Raw genomic sequence first — 19,391 nt, 5'->3', positions numbered from 1 at the left:
CCTCTCAACAAAAAAGGGGCCCGAGGGGCCCCTTGAGCGACGATCCCGCCGCTGAATCGAGGATGCCGCCTCAGGCCCCATCCTCTACCGGGGTAACGCTGACGATCTTGCGATCATCCTTTGTCGTCCGGAACGTGACCTGACCTTCTGCCTTAGCGAAAATCGTATGGTCCTTGCCGAGCCCGACATTGTCACCGGCAAAATACCGTGTGCCGCGTTGGCGGATGATGATGTTCCCCGGGACGACGTGCTCGCCCCCGAACTTTTTCACGCCGAGGCGCTTACTTTCTGAATCGCGACCGTTCCGTGACGAGCCGCCCGCCTTTTTATGTGCCATGCTTAATCGTCCTTCGTTTCCGTCGCTTCAGCAACATTGTCTTCGGTGAAGGCGCCAACGGGATTATCCGTGGCGCCGCGGGGCGGGGTTGCCGCCGGGTCGATCGGGTCTTTGGCCTTCGGCGTGGAGGCCGTTACCGAAGGACTTGCGCCGCCGGTCAGGATCTCACGGACCCGCAGAACGGTCATCGGCTGGCGATGCCCTTTTTTCCGGCGATAATTCTGACGGCGGCGTTTCTTGAAGACCGTGATCTTCTTATCGCGCCCCTGCTCAAGAATCTCAGCGGCGATGGAGGCGCCGGACACGGTGGGGGCGCCGATTTCCGCCTCCCCTTCACCGCCGAGCATCAAGACCGTCTCGAGCTGGATAATGTCCCCCGCCTGACCATCAAGTTTTTCCACCTTGATGACATCGTCGGGGGTGACGCGGAATTGTTTGCCGCCGGTTTTCACGACTGCGTACATAGAATCTGCCTTTCGCTGGCCGGAGAGAAGCCCCGGCATGCCTTTTTCCGTCCCGACTTCTTGGCGATCGAGTAAGGTCGCGCGCGTACGACGCAGGGGAGCCCGCGTCAAGATGATTGTCGCGGCGGCGCGGCAAGAGCCCGCATCGGCGAGGCCCTTAGGCAAACCCAAGAAGCGCCGGCAAGCCTAAGCACCGCCCGCCCTCTCCCTGCTTTCGACATCGGCCCCTGCGTGCTAGCCCTCTATTGTTGCGGACGCACCGATAAGGGAATGGGTAATGGTTTTGTCCTTGATTGCCACCGGCCTTCTGGCGCTTCAGGCCGATCCTGGGGTCGGTGCCGTGCGCGCCGAAATGGGGACGGAGGGGCGCGTGACCGTCCTTCGCGGGACGACCAGTCTACCCGTTGAGGAGGCCCTCGTCCTGTTGCCTGAGGATCGCGTGGTGGTGGGCCCCAATAGCGCCGCCAGGGTCGAGGCCTATGGCTGTGCGGTCACCATGCCCGCAAATACCATCACGACGGTGACCACCGATCTGTGCGACGTTGCCGGCGCGCATTCGGCCAAGCGGTCCTTACGGATTGGGCCGGGCAAATATATTGCATCGGGCCTCGTGGCGGGCGCCATCATCGCCGGGATCGACGCGGTGCAAGACGATGATGACGGCGACGACGACGATGAGGCGGTCAGCCCGGACTAAGCGTCCCCGGCGACCCTATTTCTGAGCGAAGAGAACAGCCCTTTCCTTTAGGCAGAAGAGCGGCCCGGCCAGCTCTTTTCCCCGCTTTTCTCTAAGGTCCCGCCCCCTAAGGGCGCAGAGACGGCAAGGGCCGCTTTTATAGAGAAAAGCGGCCCGACGGGTGGGGATGGGACGAGCCCCTAGGGCTCGACGCGCTCCTTAAGCGAACAGGTCCGCCGCGTCGATGAGCGCCGGGGCGGGGCTTGCGTCCTCTGCCGCAACGGCCGCGGTCTCGTCGATCAGATCGAACAGGTCGTTAAGGCCCGTGGCGACCGTCACCGCCGTTGCCTCATCGGCAAAGCGGTAGAGTTCGGTCCCCTCGATCGCGCCCCCGGTGAGGAGGGCGAAGGTGCCCGCTCGCAGCACTGTCAGGCTCTCACCCTCAGCCGCGGCGAGGCCGTCAATCGCCCCATCGCGCAAGGCCGTCGCGCCGAACACCGTCGCAATCGCCTCGACGAAGGGATCAAGAGCGTCGAACCGCGATTGGGTCGCCCCGCCATCGGCGGTGAACCCGAACTGATCGCCAATCTGATCGTAGAAGACCCGCAGACCGCCCAGATCGAACCGGAAATCGGTCGGATCGTTGGCCACCGCCCCGTTCGCGGCGATCTCGTCCGTGAGATCGAACAGGAAGGCCTCGAAATTCTCCGCCGCCCGCTGGGTAGCAAAGGCAAAGGTCAGCGTGCCATCGATCGCATCCCCGGCGAGGGTCACGAGGCCCTCGGCCGTTGCCTCGATCGACAGGGCAGCCTCGCCGTCGGCGAGCACCGCATCGTCGATGGTCGCCTCGATACTGACAACGCCGCCATAGAGCGCGGCCGCCTCTGCCAGGAACGCCTCAACCTCATCGTAGCTCACGCCGGCATCGGCCCCTTGGCCATAGGCGCGGAAGGCATCGCCGTCGAAGGTGAACAGGTTGAGCCCGCCATTGGTAAAGGTCAGCAGGCTGAAGGCGGTCCCACTATTGGCGACCTCCACTGGCCCTTCGACCGTTACCAAAACGGTGGCGGAACTTTGCTCCTCGCCATCGCTGATGGTGTAGCCAAAGCTGGTCAGGGCGGTTTCACCCTCGGCCAGATAGGCAAAGCGACCCTCCGTCGAATAGGTCACGGTCCCGTCGCCATTGTCGAGGACGCTGCCCTCAAGTCCCGCGACATCCAGGTCCACAACCGTCAGCGGATCATTATCCTCGTCGACATCATTCACCAACAGATCGACCTCAACGCTCTGGCCCGCTGTGACGAGGGCGTCATCGTCGAAGGCGGTCGGGGCCACATTGCTGCTGGTCAGGTTAAGCCCGATCAGAACAGGATCGTGGTCGGAGGACCGGAACGGGGTCGACGGATCGAAATAGGCTTCTTGCTCAGTCGGCTTGAAGTCGAGATCGTAATCGATCACCGGCGGCTCATCCGCATTGATATGCCAAACCGCCGCATCGACGACCTGGGAGAGCAAGGACGCATTGGCGAAGGCATAATCGAGGGTGCCATAGCCCTGGGCCTGCGGCACAATCCCGAGATCCACGGGGAACCCATAGGTATAATCCGTGTCGGCCAGACTATCGACCAGATCCGTGAACCCTGCATTTTTCAGATAGGCGATGGGATCTTCCATGGCGTAGGCATTGAGGTCGCCGAGGATCATCACGTCGGCATCGCCCGAAGAGGTCGGATCGGTGGCCAGCCACGCATCGAGGGCGATCGCGGCGTTGAGCCGGGTCTGATTGAAGGCGCCGGCGCCGTCGCCTTGATCGGCGTCGCCGCCACTGCCGCTGCCGCCCTTGGACTTGAAGTGGTTCGCAACGAGAGTGACTTGACCGCCGCCGTCGATCTCTTCGAAGGTTGCGGCAAGGGCAGCCCGGTTGGTGCTGACCCCGTCAAAGACCGGCTGCCCGAAGGACAGGCCAAGCCCCGGCAGATCGGCGTCACTCAAGATCTCGACCGTGGTGCCCTCGGCCAATTGCACCTTGTCCGTCTTATAGATGAAGCCGACCGAAATCGCGTCGCTGACATCCACAAAGGACTGGCCAGGATCGACATAGGCATAGGTCTCCGTCGGGAAGGCCGTATTCAGCGCGTCGACCAATGTGCCAATCGCGAATTGCCCATCGCCATTGGTGTCGGCGAATTCGTTCTCCAGCTCGACAAGGCTCAGAATATCGGCGCCACTCTGCCCGATCGCCTGGACCAGCTTGTCCAATTGGCGGTCGAACTCTGCCTGATTATCCGCCCCCCGGGGCTCAAGATTGCTCGGGCCGGAAGTGTTCCCGTTCTGATCGAGGGTCGTGAAGAAATTAAGGACGTTGAAGGTGGCCACCGTCAAGTCGCCGCCGACATCCGGGGCCTCGGTCGGGCGCGGATTATCGTTGACGAAGGTCGGCGCCTCGACCGGATTGATCCGGAAATTCTCGTCGCCAAATCCGCCTGAGCCGCGACTGTAGCGCACAACGCCCACAAGATCCTGCACACTGTCTCCGGCACGCAAGCCCTCATCGCCGTCGAAAAACCCGTCCGGATAAGGAAGACTTGTCGGGTTCTGAACGGATGAGCCGTCATCGATCACCAGGGTCGACTTCGCCGCCTCTTCAAGGAACGCCGCATAGCCCACGGCATCGGGGGCGTTATCCTGCGTAAAGATCGGCAAACGATCCCCCGCGGTCAGGCCGATATCGCCGAACCGGCCATAGGTGAAAAGGTCTGTGACGGTCAGCTGCTGGCTGTTCGGCACCGTGACCAGCATCCCCTCATAGGCTTCGAGATCCGCAATCAAGGTGCCATCGTCGGTGCTCACGACATCGGCCACCGGGAACGTGATCGTCGCGGCCGTGGGCAAGGTATTATCCGCACTGATGATCTCGATCGACGACAGGCTGATCTGGGTCTCGCCGAAGAACTCCGTCACGGTCCCTGTCACTTCGACAAGGTCACCGACAGCGACATCGATGGCAGGACTCGAACCGTCGAAGACGAAAATTCCTTCAGAAGACTGAGCATCGCCGTCCGCGTCGGCATCCTCCTCCTGGAGGTAGAAGCCGTTGAAGTCGCCGTTCTCGCCAAGACCACCGTCTTGAAAGTCGCCAACGACCACAGCGCGGACGGTCACGGTGCCGCCGGCAAGGGGGCTGACCGCGCCGGTGCCTTGAACATCGCTGATCAGGGTAATGGGCTCAGGGTCTGCCATGAGGGTCGGGTTAAGGGCGCCGAAGGTCGGGGCAAGGGTGGGGTCGGTATCGAAATCGGATGGGGAGAGGACGGTGCCGTCCGCGGCGACGATGTCCGTCGAACTGCCCAGGAAATTGACCGCGTAAAGATCGCCAACGCTACCGTCACGGAAGATCAGCTCGGGCTCCGCCCCGGTATAGGCGAAATCCGTCCCGCCAAGTTCTGCGCCATAGACAAAGGCTTCATCCCCCGCCGTGTCGGGCACCCCGATTGCGTCGAGGACAGTGCCGAAGGTCGACAGATCGTCCGCCGTCCCATCATCATCCGTGTCGATATCGGTCCCAACGGCACCGGTGAAGCTGTCGAGCAGCACCAGGGTGAAGGAGGGATTTTCGAGATCCGCAATCTCAACCGTCAGCAGCCCATTCGCATCGAAGGTCCCCGAAACGGTTTCAAGCCGGTCAACGGTCCCCGCCGACGATCCCGCATCGCTTTCGATGGACAAAAGAACGCCGGTAAAGCTGGTCCCCGCCTCCCCCGACAGTTCAATCGTCTGGGTCGCCGGATCGGTGCCCGGCGGATTCGACTGGAACTCAGCAATCAAGACAGGCGCCGCCTGGCTGCCGAGGGTCGGGTTAAGGGCGCCGAAGGTCGGGGCAAGGGTGGGGTCGGTATCGAAATCGGATGGGGAGAGGACGGTGCCGTCCGCGGCGACGATGTCCGTCGAACTGCCCAGGAAATTGACCGCGTAAAGATCGCCAACGCTACCGTCACGGAAGATCAATTCGGGCTCCGCCCCGGTATAGGCGAAATCCGTCCCGCCAAGTTCTGCGCCATAGACAAAGGCTTCATCCCCCGCCGTGTCGGGCACCCCGATCGCGTCGAGGACCGTACCGAAGGTCGACAGATCGTCCGCCGTCCCATCATCATCCGTGTCGATATCGGTCCCAACGGCACCGGTGAAGCTGTCGAGCAGCACCAGGGTGAAGGAGGGATTTTCGAGATCCGCAATCTCAACCGTCAGCAGCCCATTCGCATCGAAGGTCCCCGAAACGGTTTCAAGCCGGTCAACGGTCCCCGCCGACGATCCCGCATCGCTTTCGATGGACAAAAGAACGCCGGTAAAGCTGGTCCCCGCCTCCCCCGACAGTTCAATCGTCTGGGTCGCCGGGTCGGTGCCCGGCGGATTCGACTGGAACTCGGCAATCAAAGGGCCGGGGAGAGCCGACGCCGTGAAAGCCGACCCGACCAGCGAATTGTCCACTGGCCCCGCCAACCAGGACAATGCCAACGCGTCCTGGCCCGACGGACTGAGAAGGGCGGCGGTCAGGCGTTCGTCGGCCCCCTCCGTCCCCGTTGCAGAAAGGCGCAGCGAAGCCGTTTCGGTCAGCCCCAGATCGGCAGTTGGCAGCATGGTCAGTATCCCTCTCAAATTCGCGACGCGAATCGCCTCAGCGAGGGGACGTTAACCATTGTTACATGACAGGATGACGACGATCCGCCCTCAACCCACAGCGACCGATCATTCAGATCAGAACCGCCGGGCGATACTCACCGCGCCAAAGCGTTGATTGTCGGCTTGGGCTTCGAACTGCTTGGTGCGCCAGACCTGGCTATAGGCCAACTGCCAGTCCGCAATCCGCCACACGATGCCGCCTTGGATTTCGCCGACCGTCTCTTCGATGTCGACCGTCACCGGATCGTCATCGTCGAACAAGGACCCTTCGAGGGTGATGTCGTTGAACACATATCGCCCCTGTCCGCCGATATAGGCATATAAGGCATTGGATTGGGTGGGGCTGAAATACCCCACCCCGGCGGAGGCGGGATTGATCCGTGGCGGCCCGAAATCGTCATCGAGCCCTGCCCCGAGACGGAGAATAGCCCCCGCCCGCACGTCGCTGCGGATGTTGCCCACCGAACCCCCGGCATAGGGGGTCACGTCGACCCCAACTCCGACATTTCCGATCTCGCGAGAGAATTGAGCCCGTAATTTTCGTTCGTAGCTGACGACAACGCCAAGTTCGTTTCGGATCTGATTATCCCACCCCTCGGCCTCCTCACCGCCGATCAGGGTGTGATAATTGTTCTGGACTTCTTCGCCCAAGGCGTCCGGGCCCACCGTCCCGAATTCAACGGTCAGTTGATCGGCAGTGCCGCCCCCCAGGCGGATCAGGCTGTATTCACTGTAAAGCCACGCCGCATAGGGGCGCTGATCGAAGAGCGGCGCCTCCGCGTCGGTATCGGTGGGGGTATAGAGGCTTTGGCCAAGGCCAAGACCGTAAATGACCTCATCACGATCGCCCCTGGCCCCGAACAACCGCTCGGCGATCCCGAATTGAAAGCCCCCCGGCTCGACCTCGATGAAGCGGGCAAAGCGCACCCCGCTCGTATAGTTTTGATCTGTCCCGGCGAAATAATCATTCTCATGCACCGCCGACCAAACGGCCCGCGCCTCTTGCGCAGCGGCGGGCGTGATCCCGCTTGCAAGGGTCAGCGCGGCGACCGCCCCAAGGGTGAACAGGGAAGGGGTGGGGGAAATCGTCATGCCTCTGACCTCAACGCGAGCAAGTGTTCGGGGGAGGCATCCGCCAAGGTGGGGGCTGATACCGAAGTTTACATTTATATAGCCTTCCGCTGCCGGGAGGAAAGACGAGGTCACTGGGCCACCCGATGGGCGCGCAGGAATAGACCTCCGCTATGGCGCACGAAAGACCAATCTGATTGAGAAAATCAGGTCAAAGGCTGGCTTAAAGCCGGAACTCAAGAAGTGTGGCATGACCTACGCGCAACTATTGGATAAGCTCGCTGAAATTAGTGTGAGCGAGACGGAACCGAACATCCGTAACAAGCTCGCAAGAGGCAAGTTTACTGCGGTGTGTTTGGTTCAATGTCTAATGGAGCTATAGGCAAGAGGGCTCTACCTTGGGAGCTAATTATCGTTGTTGCTCTCACTCTGTCTTCTACAACGTTTTCATGGATAAAACTTGATGAACGCCACCGTGATGAACGCGCAAGTGCAGCTCATTACGAGCGCAAAGCCGCCATTCGTGATTGCCTGAAATCGAGCGACCTCCCCATGCAGGCGTTGTGCATGAGCGAGGCGCGCAACGCCAAATATGATACGTCCACCGCTCAGGCTGATTTGAAGGCTCAGCAAGACATGACGAAGTCTGCGGTCGCGATGCTGATCGTAACGACTGCGGGTGTATATCTGATTGCTAGAACTCTACGAACTAGCGAGCATACTCTCTCTCAAGCCAAGGAAGGAACCGAGGCCGCTTGGGAAGCTGTCCGCGTGACACAAAACGCAACCGAAGAACAAGCACGGGTATCGCTGAAAGTGGCGGATCGCCAGATTGAAGTAGCTCGGGCCACTGAAGCTGCTTTCCTTGTACCGAGAGGAATAAGCGAGTGTCATCAGTTAGGGCGTAGGTCCTTTGAAATACAATTCGAGAATATTGGCCGGACTTCGGCTACCCAGATCAGAATTTCTCAAGATTTCATGCTTTTCCGCAACCTCGAACAACTCAGGCAAAAGCCTACAATCAGATGCTTTTTTTTGGCTGACGATGTTGTTGAGCCGGGAGAACACTGGAGAAGGTGGGTCGAATTTAATACCCAGTACAAAGGTTTCTACCAGGATGAGGATCCAACCTGGCTGTCAATAGGGGGTGCCGTTATTTGGCGAGATATGTTCGGCGTCATTCGCGGCCACACCTTCCACTATGTTTGCCGGTACAGCGCCTTCGGTCCGCTCGGGCAATTCCAAAGAACCGGTTTTAATCACCGCCTCATGGAGCCCACTGATGCTCAAACATATGTGATTTGAAAAACCGCTGATTCCCAGGCCGAAAGACGATAGGCAACACAAACATGGCGGAGAGAGAAGGATGACCTTCGAGCTCGGACGGCCAAAGCCGCGACGGCGGCTCGGGCGGTCAGCCCGCCCCATCGGAGGCGCCGCGCGCCGTGAGATCAAAAATGGCGGAGAGAGAGGGATTCGAACCCTCGGAACGCTTGCGCGCTCAACGGTTTTCGAGACCGCCCCGTTCGACCACTCCGGCACCTCTCCGGGGAGGCGACGGCCTAGGGAAAGCGGGGCGCGGATGCAAGATAGAATGCGGCGCTCAACGGGGCGAGGGCGCAGCTTCACTCTCCTGCGGGGGTGCGCCCCGCATGCGCCCGCCGCCCAATACCGGGAAAGACCCTACCGCCTTGTCAGAAAGCGGGGATTGGCCCCCGCGCAGCGCGCCGATAATGAAGGGGGATGAGAACACGGCTTCGCCCCATTGCGCCCCTCCTCGCTGCGATCCTGCTGGCCGGATGCGCCGCCCCCACAGGCTACGGCCCGGCGGTCGGGTCGCCCTATGGCTATGAAGATCAGCGCCTTGAGGATCAGCGCTATCGAATCCTCTATACTGGGCGGGGCTTGGCCGAAGCGGACAATGGCGCGCTGCGCCGCGCGGCGGAGCTGACGCGGATGCGCGGGCAGGACTGGTTCCGGGTGGTCTCTCGCGATATCGACGAAGGGCGACGGGCCCGCGGCGGCTCCTCCATCGGCCTTGGCAGCAGCACACGCGGCGGCTCGGTCGGCGTGGGGGTGGGCGTCACCCTGCCTCTTGGGACACCGCCGAACCCGGATGTGACCGTACGGCTCGAAATCCTCACCGGCACCGGCGCCCCGCCCTCTGACCCCCAGACCTATGACGCCGATCAAATCCTCACCCGTATCAACGCGTGGTAGGGCTGCCCTATTCAGTGACAGCCCATCGACGCGGGGCCCCGAACGCCTTTACGGGTGTTGAAAAGAGGATCGCGTTAAGCAACAGGTGGACGTGGCCCCCTATTATGGGCGCAAGGATCGCTGGAGTGGAATTTAGATGAGTACGCTGACCGTCGGACGTTCGTCCCCCCTTCTGTTGGGGAGCGCTGCGACCCTTTCCCTCCTCGCGGCCCTCGCCCCCCATGTGGCCGCCCAAGAGGTGATCTCAGACACCCGTACCGAAGGGGTCTTAACCTCGGTCACCGGGGATTTGACGATTGATGAGGACGGGGCGTTCGAGCTCGATGACGGGACCGCGATCACCGTCGATAGCGATGCCACGGTCGTCAATAACGGCACCATCCTTTATCCGGCGGAAACGGCAGCCGATGGCAGCCGAGGCGTGTTCGTCACCCCCGGGGCCGGGACGTTTTCCTATACGCAAGGCAGCTCCGGGCGGATCACCCTCAACGACGACGATCCGAACGATGACGACCTGCCGCCGCCCTATGCCGACGATCGCTTCGGTTTTCTCCTCTCAGCGGGGGCCTATACCGGCGATGTGACCTTTGAGGATGGCTCTCAGGTGACGGTGATCGGGGATGCCTCCGGCGGGATCATTCTCAACGGCAATCTCGACGGCAATTTCTCCAGCGGCGCCGGCGTCGTCATGACCGGCGCCAACAGCACCGGGGTCCAGGTCTCCGGCGTCACCGGCGACGTCACCTTCTCCAGCGAAGCCGCAGTGGTGGCCAATGGCGAATCGTCGACGGGGATCGCGGTGACCGGCCCGGTGGGCGGCGCGGTGACCTTTGGCGGCAGCGTGCAATCCAGCGGCTATCAGCGGGCCAGCACCGCCGCCGCGCCGACGGTGGACTCCCCTGAGGATAACGACAATTTCGACCAGGCCGGCTTCCAGGCCGGGGATGCCCTTTTCATCGGCGGGGATGTCGCCGGCGGCGTTCTGCTCGATGGCCCCCTGCCGTCTGAATTTTCGGCGGTCGAGGGACAGGCGACCAGTTCCGCGACCGTCTCGATGCTCGGCAATGGCAACGGCGTGCGGATCGACGGTGAGGGATCGCCGATCACCCTTGGCCCCGTCGATGCGACGGGGATCGAGGATGCCGAGGCCAACCCCTATGGCGCCTATGGCTTCATCAATCGAGGTCAGATCGTCGCGAGAGGGATTTTCGGAGAAACCGTTGACTACGCCACGGATACCGAAGGCAATGTGCAGTTCGATGCCGATGGGGAGCCGGTGGTCATCGCCACCCGCCCCGGCGTCCCGGCACAGGCCGTCTTCGTGGACGATGCGACGATCGAGGGCGGCATACGGAACGATGGCGTCATCGATTCCCTCGCCCTTGATGCGGCGGCCACCGGCCTTCGCCTTGGCGGCGGGGCGACGGTTCCCGTGCTTTATAACCGGGGTACGGTGACCGTAGTGGGCCGTGGGGACGGCGCGAGCAGCGAGGCCATCGTGGTCGAGGCCGGCGGCAGCCTGTCCGAGCTCACCAATACCGGCCTGATCGAAGCCGCCACCCTCAGCGATGACGGCTCCGGCACCGCGATCCTCGACGCGGGCGGCAGCCTTACACGTATCACCAATAGTGGGACCATCGCCGCCACGGCCGTGCCTGAAAATGTGGCTGAAACCACAGGGGTCGCAACGGCCATCGACCTCAGCGCGAATACGACCGGGGTGACCATCGAGAACACCACCGGGCCCCTCTTCGACGAGGAAACCGATAGCCGCGCGAATTTCGGGGTCGTCATTGGCCGGATCGTTACGGGTAGCGGCGGCGACAGCTATCTGGCGAGTGCCGGTCGCACGATTGGGGATGTGGATCTTGGCGACGGGGACAATACCCTCGCGCTCAGCGGGGGGGCGACCCTGACGGGCGATGTCCGCTTCGGCACCGGCACCGACAGCGCAAGCCTCGATGATGCGACCCTCACCGGCAATGTCGATTTCGGCAGCGGGGGCGGCAGCCTGTCCCTCGTCAATGGGGCGGCCTTGATTGGCGGCATTATTGGCGGCAGCGGCGTTGATGCCAGCCTGGCGGAAGCAACCCTGACGATCCCGACCGCTCAGACGGCGACACTTGGCAGCCTGACAACGACGGCCGATAGTTCCTTGATCTTCACCGTCAATGAGGACGGTACCGCCATCTCCTCGATCACCGCCGGCGCCGCCACCCTGGCCGATGGCACGGGCATCAGTACCCTCTTCACCGGGGCCTTTGCGGGCGATGTCAGTGCCACGATCATCGCCACCGATGGACTGACCGCCGATCTTTCCGCCCTCGTGGTCGATAATGAAGGGACAACGCCCTTCTTGTTCTCGCCCTCCCTGGCGTTGAGCGATGGAGGAACCGACCTCGACCTGACCCTCCGCCGGAAAACGGCGGACGAGTTGGGCCTCTCGGATGGCTTCGCGCCTGCCTACGAACCGATCATCGCGGCAGTCGTGACCGCCTCCGACAGTGGCGACCCCGATGCCGGCCTCCTCCTCTTCAACGCGCGAAGCCAACGCGTCTTTGACCAGAGTTTCCGTCAATTCCTGCCGGTGCCGCTCGACGGTGCGCTCACCTATGCCCGGGCACAGAACAATTCGATTACGTCGATCATCAATCAGCGGACCGATCGCTATGTCTCCTATGGGGATGGGAAACCGCATTTCTGGCTTCAGGAAGGCACCTATTTCGTCAACCGCGAGAGCACTGCGGACTCAAATGGTTTCGACGGCGGCGGCTTTGTGATCGCGGGCGGCGCCGACATGCCCTTCGGCGGGTTCGACATTTTCGGTATAGCCGCCCATTTTGCCTCGGCCCGGTTCGACGAGCAGGAAGGGCAGGATTTCCCGGTCGACCGGCTCTCCTACGGGTTTGACGTGTACGGATCGAAACGCGTCGGCAATCTTCAGATGGATTACCGCTCGGGCTTTGCCCTTTCGAACAGCGACTCAGAACGCAATATCCTGATCGATACCAATCTCCGTCAGTTCGAAGGGGAATGGGACGGCACCCAGCTCAGCTCCAACGCGCGGGTGCGGTACGATATCGATACCGAACGGGCTCGAGTCACGCCGTTCCTGGCCATGGACTATCTGCGCCTCAAAGAGGACAGCTATCTCGAAAAAGGCGATGACGTCCTGCGCCTCGCCGTCGACGACCGGGAGGCTGAATCGCTGCGCGCGAATGTCGGGGTCGAGCTGAGCCGTTCCTTCGTCCTTGATCAGGGCCGGTACGAGTTCAACCGCCCGGGGACCTTCCGCCCCCGCCTGCTCGCGGCCTGGAGCCAGGAGCTGATCACCGACGACCTCGAAAGTCGCTATCAGTTCCCCACCGGCGACCCCTTTACGCTCAGCACCGAAACGGAATCGAGCGCGGCCATCGTCGGCGCCGATATCTCCTATGAGAATGACTATGCGACGGTGCATTTCGGCGGCTCGGGCACCTTCGGTGAGGTCAGTGAGACGTATCAGCTGCGCGCCGCGATCGGGCTTAAATGGTAGTGACCTCGCGGCGGCCCGTGATGGGCCCCGCCCCTAATTGAGGGGGAGAGCGCTCATCTCGCCCCTCCGCGAAGAGGCGATGTCGATGACGCCCCCGGGGCATCATCCGCCCCCATCCGTGACCTATCGCCATATTGGCCACATTCGACACCACATATTAGGTCACTCTCAAGGGATGTTGCGCAAGAGTGGATGAATAGCGGGAAGGGTCCGCATGGGTCTATTGAACACCGGGCGGGCATCGCTACATTTCACGAGGAATGCGGTCAGCGGGCCGCGTAGTGGAGAACGCAATGTCTGAAACAGAACGCCTTTATCGCCGAAATCAAGGGACGACCGATGTCGCCTTCGACGAAGGGCTGCGCCGCTACATGCTCGGCGTGTACAATTATATGTCCATGGGGGTTGCCGTCACCGCGCTGGTCGGCCTGTTCTTCATGACCAATAGGGCAGCCTTCGAATTCGCCAGCGGCCTGTCCTTCATCCCCTTCATCGGGGTTTTGGCCCTGGGCTTTTTCGCCCCCAAAATGATTTTCAACGGATCGACCGCCATGGCCCATGGCGCCTATTGGGCCTATGTTGGGCTGTGGGGCTTGTTGATCGGGCCGGTCGTTGCTGCCTATGCCGGGGCCGGGCTCGGGCTTGAAATCGTCAAGGCCTTTTTCATTACGGTGTCGATCTTCGCCGCCACGAGCATCTATGGCTACACGACGAAAAAGGATTTGGCCCCTTGGGGGAAGTTCCTGTTCATGGCCTCGATCGGTTTTCTGGTCGCGATCGTCGTGAACTTCTTCCTGCAGTCCGAAATGTTTAGCTATCTCATCTCCATGGGCGTGGTGCTGCTCGTCTCGGCCATCACCGCGTATGAGACCCAGATGGTCCGCAACCTCTATGTTGCGGGGGCGGGCGAAGCTAATCAGCGGGCCTCCATTTTCGGCGCCTTTGCCCTTTATGGGTCCTTTGTGACGCTGTTCATCCACATCCTCAATCTCCTGGGGATGACCCGCGACTAGCCCCCCTCGACTAGCCGTCGACTGACGCCCCATCACGACAATGCCCCGCGGGTCGCCCGCGGGGCATTTTTATGGGGCTGACCTCACCATCCAGTGGCGCGTGGTGATCAAACGAGCTTGAGCTTTTGCCGATCGAAAACCGACAGCACCTGGCGCAGATCGCCGCCCCGCTTGAGGATCTGCCCGCCGATCGACACGACAGAATAAAGCCCCTGTTTTCCGCGCAGCTTGGGCTGTTTCACCACCCGATAAAGCGGGGCTTCGGATGTTCGCCGAAAGACCGCGAACTCCGCCCGATCGCTCAGACCATCGATCGCGTAATCCTTCCATTCCCCCGCGGCGACAAAAATCCCGTAGAGATTGAGCAGGAGGTCGAGTTCTCGGCGATCAAAATAGACGACGGAGGGGCGGGGCCGATGGGGTGCAGGACTCGCTGTCATGGGAGGAGTCTATGCCGACCGATCCTTCCCGCCAAGTGGGCCGCCCTAGGCGGCGACACCGCGCCCGGCCTCCCGCTCATGGGCGATCAACCATCGCTTGCGCCAAACCCCGCCGCCATACCCGCCAAGCCCGCCATCGGCCCCGATCACACGATGGCAAGGGACGATCAGGGCCAGCCGATTGGCCCCATTGGCGCGCGCAACGGCCCGCACGGCCTCAGGGCGGTCGATCGCCTTTGCGAGATCCTTATAACTACAGGTCGTCCCGGGGGGGATCTGCCGAAGCGCTGCCCAGACGGCATTTGAGAACGCCGACCCATAGGGGGCCGTCGGCACCGTGAAAGAGGGGGAGCCCCCTTCGAAATAGCGAGCCAGGTCCTCGGCCAGATGCGCCGTGGCTTGGGTCCGCCCCAGGCCGATCGGATCCTTTGCCTCCCGCTGAACAGCTTTCAGCTCGGTCGCCAGGGCCTTGCGACCGGCGAATTCGAGAAGCCAGACCTGTGCCTCGTCCGCCACCACGATCATCGGGCCTAAGGGGGTGTCGATGAAATCCGCCTTCAGGCGCTCTGCCCCCGACAGGGTTCCCGGCGCCCTCCCCATTAGGCGGGAAAAGGCCTCGCGAAATCCGCTGGCACTTTCAAAGCCGGCTTCGAGCTGCGCATCAATCACGCGCGCGCCTTGCGCCCGCGCCTCCACCCCAGCCCGCAACCGCCTCAACCGGGCAATTTCGAGAAAGGTGGCGCCGAAGGCGCGCCGAAACGCCCGCCGGGCGGTCGAGGGGTCGATCCCCCGCGCCCGCAGATCGTCCTCGGTCCAGCGATGCAGGGGATCGGCCTGCAAGGCCGCGAGCAGGGTTTGCACGACCGGGTCCTGCACCGTGGACGGCTCGAGGGGACAACACCGCTTGCAGGGGCGAAATCCCGCATCGAGGCACGCCGCGACACTGTCGAAAAAAGTGACGTTTTCCCGCTTCGGTTTGCGCGCCGGGCAGTCAAAGCGACAGAAAATGCCGGTTGTCTGCACCCCCACCCAGGCGCGCCCCTCATACCCGTGGTCCCGGGCGAGCAGCGCATCGTATAGCGTATCGGGGTCTGTCTCCATCATAGGGGTCTTATAACCAGCCCCAAGCGTGCTGTCCGCCGGGAAACGGGCAGCTATTTTCTGCCCGCTCCTCGGGTCACAAAAAGGCCCCAATCTGTCCCTCCCCGCGCCGCTTTTCCTGCCCATCTTCAGAGGCGTCGGTCGAGGGCGTAGTCCTCCTTTTCGGAAACCTTGCCCCCCAGCCCCGAATTGAGGTTCCTCGACCGACCTTTTTTCCCTGATCGTCGGATTGCGCCGTCCTGTGACCCACGTCACAGGGGAGCATGATGTCATTGGCCGCCATCCTTACCCCTCTCTTTGGCGCGATCGCTATCGGCGCCATTGCAGGCACCTTCCGGCTTTTTGGTGAGGCGGAGGCAAAGGTGTTTGCGCGATTTGTCTTCATGATCGCCATGCCCTTGGCGGTTCTCGCCTTTATCCTCACAGAGGTTAGGCTCGACCCCGCACACCGAGCGGTCATTGTCGGCTATTTTGCGGGCTTCCTTCCCGTCGCCCTGGCCGCGTTCTTATTTGCCCGTGCCAAGGGATACGATGTGCGCCGGGCCGGGGCCCTCACCTTCAGCGCCGTGTGCGGCAACAGCATCTTTCTGGGGCTGCCGATTGCCCTTTCCGTGCCGAGCTGGGGCAGTCCTTATCTTCTCCTGTTGGTGTGCGAAGGCGTCGTCGCCTATGGCCTGGGGACAATCCTTCTCTCCTGGCCACCGGGCGTGAGCGGCGGGCCTTCTTTCGCGTTGATCTCCGGCGCGTTGCTCCGGGCCTTGAAGAACCCCCTTATCGGGGTGACCATTGGCGGGTTTTTCTTGCTGGCCATTGGCGCCGTACCGCCGCCGATCTTGGTTGCCCCCTTTGGTTTTGTCGGCGCGATCGCCGCGCCCCTTGGGTTGATCGTTCTCGGTCTCTACCTCATTATTTTGATAAGGAGGCGGATCACCCTGCCCCTCGATGCGGCGATTGTGTTTGTGTCGTTAAAGCTCGGCGTCTTCCCCGCCATCAGCGCGAGCGTGGTTTGGCTCCTCACCTCAGAGGCAGCCTTGACCCAGGCGACGGCCCTCTTCACAGGATTGCCCCCCGCCGTATCGACCCTGATTTACGCTGCGACCTATGGCGCCGGAGAGGAAGAGGCCGCAGCTCTCTTGGCCTTCTCGACGCTGACGGGGCTCATCACCCTCACCGCGTTTCTCGGCGTGGTCCTGCCGTCCTAATGACCGGCATCCGCGCCGCCCGATTATTCGTCCTCGGCAAGCTCGTCATTGATATCGGCGCCGGCAGCCGCGCCGAGGATGTGACGAACGCCGGCCCCCGGGACCTCGTCGAGATCGTCACCGTCCTGATCGTGTCGTTCGATCGACGGATCGATGAAAATCAGCGCCACGAACAGCCCCATGATGCAAAGGCCAATGGAGATCCAAGTCAGGACGTGGAAACTCGCAATCATGGCTTCTTGATAATTCAGCAGATCGGCGCCTGACAGCATTTCCCCCGCGCCATAGCCCGCCGCGCGCGCAGCGGGTCCAGCGGCCGCGGAAAAGGCCACACTGGCGGCAGCGCCATAGCCGGCAATGGCAAAAAGCGTCGCGGCACGGGCGAAAGCATTATTGATCCCCGAGGCGACCCCATGGGCCTCATCCGGGGTCGCATTGAACAAGGCCGCGTGCATGCTTGGCACCACAAGGGCGATCCCGGCACCGAATACCGCAATCGACAGAAACACCCCCCATAAGGTGCCCGAATAGGGCGATAGACCCATCAGGGCAAAGGCGACGATGCCCACCGCGGACCCCGCCGCCAGCATCAGGCGGATGCCGAACCGCCGGGATAAGGTTGAAGAGAAGGGCGTCAGCAACACGACCGGCAGGGCAAATCCAAGAAAGGCCGTGCCGATCTCGTTCATTCTGAAGCCATAGGCGTCCGTCAGAACGATCGGATAGAAAACGAAAATGCCGCCCATTGCCCCATAAAGCAGGAGGGTGATGGCATTGATCGCATTGAACGTGCCGAGGGTGAACAGCGCAGGGGGCGTCATCGGCGATTTGGCGTTCAGTTCGACCAGTACCAAGAGGCCGAGGGCCACGACACCAACCCCCATCGGCACCGACCAGGACAGCGCCGATTGGATCCCGTTCTCGTCGGAAAGGGTGATGAGGCCATAGGCGAGCCCGGAAAACCCGATAATCGTCAGGAGTGCCCCCGCCCAGTCGATGCTCTCCGGCACCCGCGGCGGGGGCTTTTTCGGCACCAGAAACCCAGCCACCACGATTGCCAACAGGCCGAAGGGGAGCGGCAGAAAGAAAATGCTCCGCCAACTGGCAAATTCGGCCAGCCATCCCCCGACCGGGGGGCCGATCGCCGTCATCACCGCCGACACGGCGGACCAGATCCCGATGGCCATGCCGCGGCGTTCCTTCGGGAAATGGTCGGAGAGGAGGGTCAGCGACATCGGGGTCAACAGCGCCGCGCCGATCCCCTGGACGCCGCGCGCCGCAATCAAGAGCTCTGCATCGGGCGCGAGGGCACAGCCGACGCTCGCCAGCGTAAACAGCACGACTCCAGCGATGAATGTCGCCCGTCGCCCATAAAAATCCCCGATCGCCCCACCGATCAGCATCAGCGCCGACATGAAGAGCATATAGATGCTCGCCACCCACAACATCTCGCTGAGACTGGCGCGCAGGCCGGCCTGGATCGGGTCGAGGGCAAGGGTCACCGCGGTGCCATTGATGAAGGCCATTGACGAGCCGAGGATCGACGCGGTCAGCACCGCTGCCAATTGCCGCACCGTCGGTTCCGATGCGGCCGCAGGGCCGGACATCTCCCCTTCACTCATCTCAACACGCGCCCCTGCCATTGGTGGCCGCCTTAGGCGGTTCCGTCGGGGACGTCAGCCTAATGCGTTGTTGCGCCGCAACAATTACGCCCTTAGGCTTAGAGCTTTGGGCCACGACGGAAAGATCAAACGATCAATGGAAGAAATCACAACGGTAGGGGTCATCGGCGCCGGGCAAATGGGGAATGGCATCGCCCATGTCTTCGCCCTGGCGGGCTTCAAGATTTGCCTTCACGATGTTGACGAGGGACGCATCCAGGCCGGGATCGATGATATCGACGGCAATATGGAGCGCCAGATCAGCCGGGGGCACATCACAGAGGACGAAAAAACCCGGGCGATGGACGCCATCACCGCCGCACCAACCCTCGAAAGCCTCAAGGATTGCGACCTCGTGATCGAAGCGGCGACGGAGAATATCGAGGTGAAGAAAGAGCTGTTCCGCAAGCTCTCCGCTATTTTGAAACCTGACTCTCTGATTGCCACCAACACCTCCTCGATTTCGATCACCGCCCTGGCGGCAGTGACCGATCGGCCGGAGAAATTCGTCGGGCTGCATTTCATGAACCCGGTGCCGGTGATGAAATTGGTCGAAGTGATCCGCGGGATCGCCACCAGCAACGCCACCTTCGAGCATTGCCGCAAACTGATCGAGCGCCTCGAAAAGAAAATGGCGGTGTCGGAAGATTTTCCGGGATTTATCGTCAACCGGATTCTCATGCCGATGATTAACGAGGCGATATATACGCTCTATGAGGGGGTCGGTACGGTCGAGGCCATCGACAACGGGATGCGGCTCGGCGCGAACCATCCGATGGGTCCTCTCAGATTGGCGGATTTTATCGGGCTCGATACCTGCCTGGCGATCATGCAGGTGCTTTACGAAGGGCTCGCGGATTCCAAATATCGTCCCTGCCCACTACTCGTGAAATATGTCGAGGCGGGCTGGCTCGGCAAAAAGACCGGACGGGGCTTCTACGACTATTCCGGCGACGAACCCGTCGCCACCCGTTAACACGCCGCCCTTGTGGTC

15 protein-coding genes and 1 tRNA gene are annotated in these 19,391 nt (G+C 61.9%); 8 read left to right on the top strand and 8 right to left on the bottom strand.

From position 1 onward, the window contains the following. Positions 1 to 70: 70 nt before the first annotated feature. Together rpmA and rplU are read right to left on the bottom strand one after the other, a co-directional pair. A complete protein-coding gene (gene rpmA, locus PB2503_RS04835) occupies positions 71 to 337 on the bottom strand; it encodes a 50S ribosomal protein L27 (protein WP_013300112.1) in 267 nt (88 codons plus the stop codon). A gap of 2 nt (positions 338 to 339) precedes the next feature. Further along, positions 340 to 801: a 50S ribosomal protein L21 gene (gene rplU, locus PB2503_RS04830; RefSeq protein ID WP_083811106.1), complete on the bottom strand. Its 462-nt coding sequence runs from the start codon at positions 799 to 801 to the stop codon at positions 340 to 342. Positions 802 to 1,078: 277 nt separating this feature from the next. Here rplU and PB2503_RS04825 point away from each other — a divergent pair, with 277 nt between their 5' ends. Further along, a complete protein-coding gene (locus tag PB2503_RS04825; RefSeq protein WP_013300110.1) occupies positions 1,079 to 1,498 on the top strand; it encodes a hypothetical protein in 420 nt (139 codons plus the stop codon). Between the two features lie 198 nt (positions 1,499 to 1,696). Here PB2503_RS04825 and PB2503_RS13830 read toward each other — a convergent pair whose 3' ends face one another. Both PB2503_RS13830 and PB2503_RS04815 read right to left on the bottom strand, forming a co-directional pair. Beyond that, positions 1,697 to 6,112 carry an ExeM/NucH family extracellular endonuclease gene (locus tag PB2503_RS13830; RefSeq protein WP_013300109.1) on the bottom strand — a complete coding sequence of 1,472 codons (4,416 nt, stop codon included), beginning with the start codon at positions 6,110 to 6,112 and terminating at the stop codon, positions 1,697 to 1,699. A gap of 117 nt (positions 6,113 to 6,229) precedes the next feature. Beyond that, complete coding sequence (locus PB2503_RS04815) at positions 6,230 to 7,246, bottom strand: lipid A deacylase LpxR family protein (protein ID WP_013300108.1); 1,017 nt, start codon at positions 7,244 to 7,246, stop codon at positions 6,230 to 6,232. 229 nt (positions 7,247 to 7,475) lie between these two features. Between PB2503_RS04815 and PB2503_RS15125 the strand changes: the two genes are divergently transcribed. Continuing rightward, positions 7,476 to 7,607 (top strand): DUF6471 domain-containing protein, encoded by a 132-nt coding sequence (locus tag PB2503_RS15125; protein ID WP_013300107.1) that lies wholly within the window; start codon positions 7,476 to 7,478, stop codon positions 7,605 to 7,607. Continuing rightward, positions 7,577 to 8,530: a hypothetical protein gene (locus PB2503_RS04810; protein ID WP_158305822.1), complete on the top strand. Its 954-nt coding sequence runs from the start codon at positions 7,577 to 7,579 to the stop codon at positions 8,528 to 8,530. The genes PB2503_RS15125 and PB2503_RS04810 overlap by 31 nt, the downstream gene beginning before the upstream one ends. A 153-nt stretch (positions 8,531 to 8,683) precedes the next feature. Here the strand turns inward: PB2503_RS04810 and PB2503_RS04805 are convergent. Then, positions 8,684 to 8,773: transfer RNA gene (locus PB2503_RS04805), tRNA-Ser, on the bottom strand. 195 nt (positions 8,774 to 8,968) lie between these two features. Here PB2503_RS04805 and PB2503_RS04800 point away from each other — a divergent pair. The 3 genes from PB2503_RS04800 (at position 8,969) to PB2503_RS04790 (ending at position 13,993) form a co-directional block, all read left to right on the top strand. Next, positions 8,969 to 9,445, top strand: a complete 477-nt coding sequence (locus PB2503_RS04800) for a CC0125/CC1285 family lipoprotein (protein ID WP_013300105.1) — start codon at positions 8,969 to 8,971, stop codon at positions 9,443 to 9,445. A gap of 136 nt (positions 9,446 to 9,581) precedes the next feature. Next, a complete protein-coding gene (locus PB2503_RS04795; RefSeq protein WP_013300104.1) occupies positions 9,582 to 12,980 on the top strand; it encodes an autotransporter family protein in 3,399 nt (1,132 codons plus the stop codon). Positions 12,981 to 13,273: 293 nt separating this feature from the next. Next, positions 13,274 to 13,993, top strand: coding sequence for a Bax inhibitor-1/YccA family protein (locus PB2503_RS04790; RefSeq protein ID WP_013300103.1), 720 nt, complete (start codon positions 13,274 to 13,276; stop codon positions 13,991 to 13,993). Between the two features lie 107 nt (positions 13,994 to 14,100). Here PB2503_RS04790 and PB2503_RS04785 read toward each other — a convergent pair whose 3' ends face one another. Next, the gene (locus PB2503_RS04785) at positions 14,101 to 14,433 is read right to left on the bottom strand and encodes a DUF2794 domain-containing protein (RefSeq protein WP_013300102.1); all 333 of its coding nucleotides are present in this window, start codon (positions 14,431 to 14,433) and stop codon (positions 14,101 to 14,103) included. Positions 14,434 to 14,478: 45 nt separating this feature from the next. Beyond that, positions 14,479 to 15,534, bottom strand: a complete 1,056-nt coding sequence (locus PB2503_RS04780; RefSeq protein ID WP_013300101.1) for a bifunctional transcriptional activator/DNA repair enzyme AdaA — start codon at positions 15,532 to 15,534, stop codon at positions 14,479 to 14,481. 263 nt (positions 15,535 to 15,797) lie between these two features. Between PB2503_RS04780 and PB2503_RS04775 the strand changes: the two genes are divergently transcribed. Then, positions 15,798 to 16,736 (top strand): AEC family transporter, encoded by a 939-nt coding sequence (locus PB2503_RS04775; RefSeq protein WP_083810968.1) that lies wholly within the window; start codon positions 15,798 to 15,800, stop codon positions 16,734 to 16,736. Between the two features lie 23 nt (positions 16,737 to 16,759). Here the strand turns inward: PB2503_RS04775 and PB2503_RS04770 are convergent, their stop codons facing one another. After that, positions 16,760 to 18,379: an MFS transporter gene (locus tag PB2503_RS04770; RefSeq protein ID WP_013300099.1), complete on the bottom strand. Its 1,620-nt coding sequence runs from the start codon at positions 18,377 to 18,379 to the stop codon at positions 16,760 to 16,762. Between the two features lie 115 nt (positions 18,380 to 18,494). Here PB2503_RS04770 and PB2503_RS04765 point away from each other — a divergent pair, with 115 nt between their 5' ends. Further along, entirely contained in the window at positions 18,495 to 19,373 is an 879-nt protein-coding gene (locus PB2503_RS04765; protein ID WP_013300098.1) for a 3-hydroxybutyryl-CoA dehydrogenase, read from the top strand. Positions 19,374 to 19,391 lie beyond the last annotated feature (18 nt).

Source organism: Parvularcula bermudensis HTCC2503, from assembly GCF_000152825.2.
GTDB classification, from domain to species: domain Bacteria; phylum Pseudomonadota; class Alphaproteobacteria; order Caulobacterales; family Parvularculaceae; genus Parvularcula; species Parvularcula bermudensis.
This window is presented reverse-complemented; position numbering and strand designations above follow the sequence as displayed.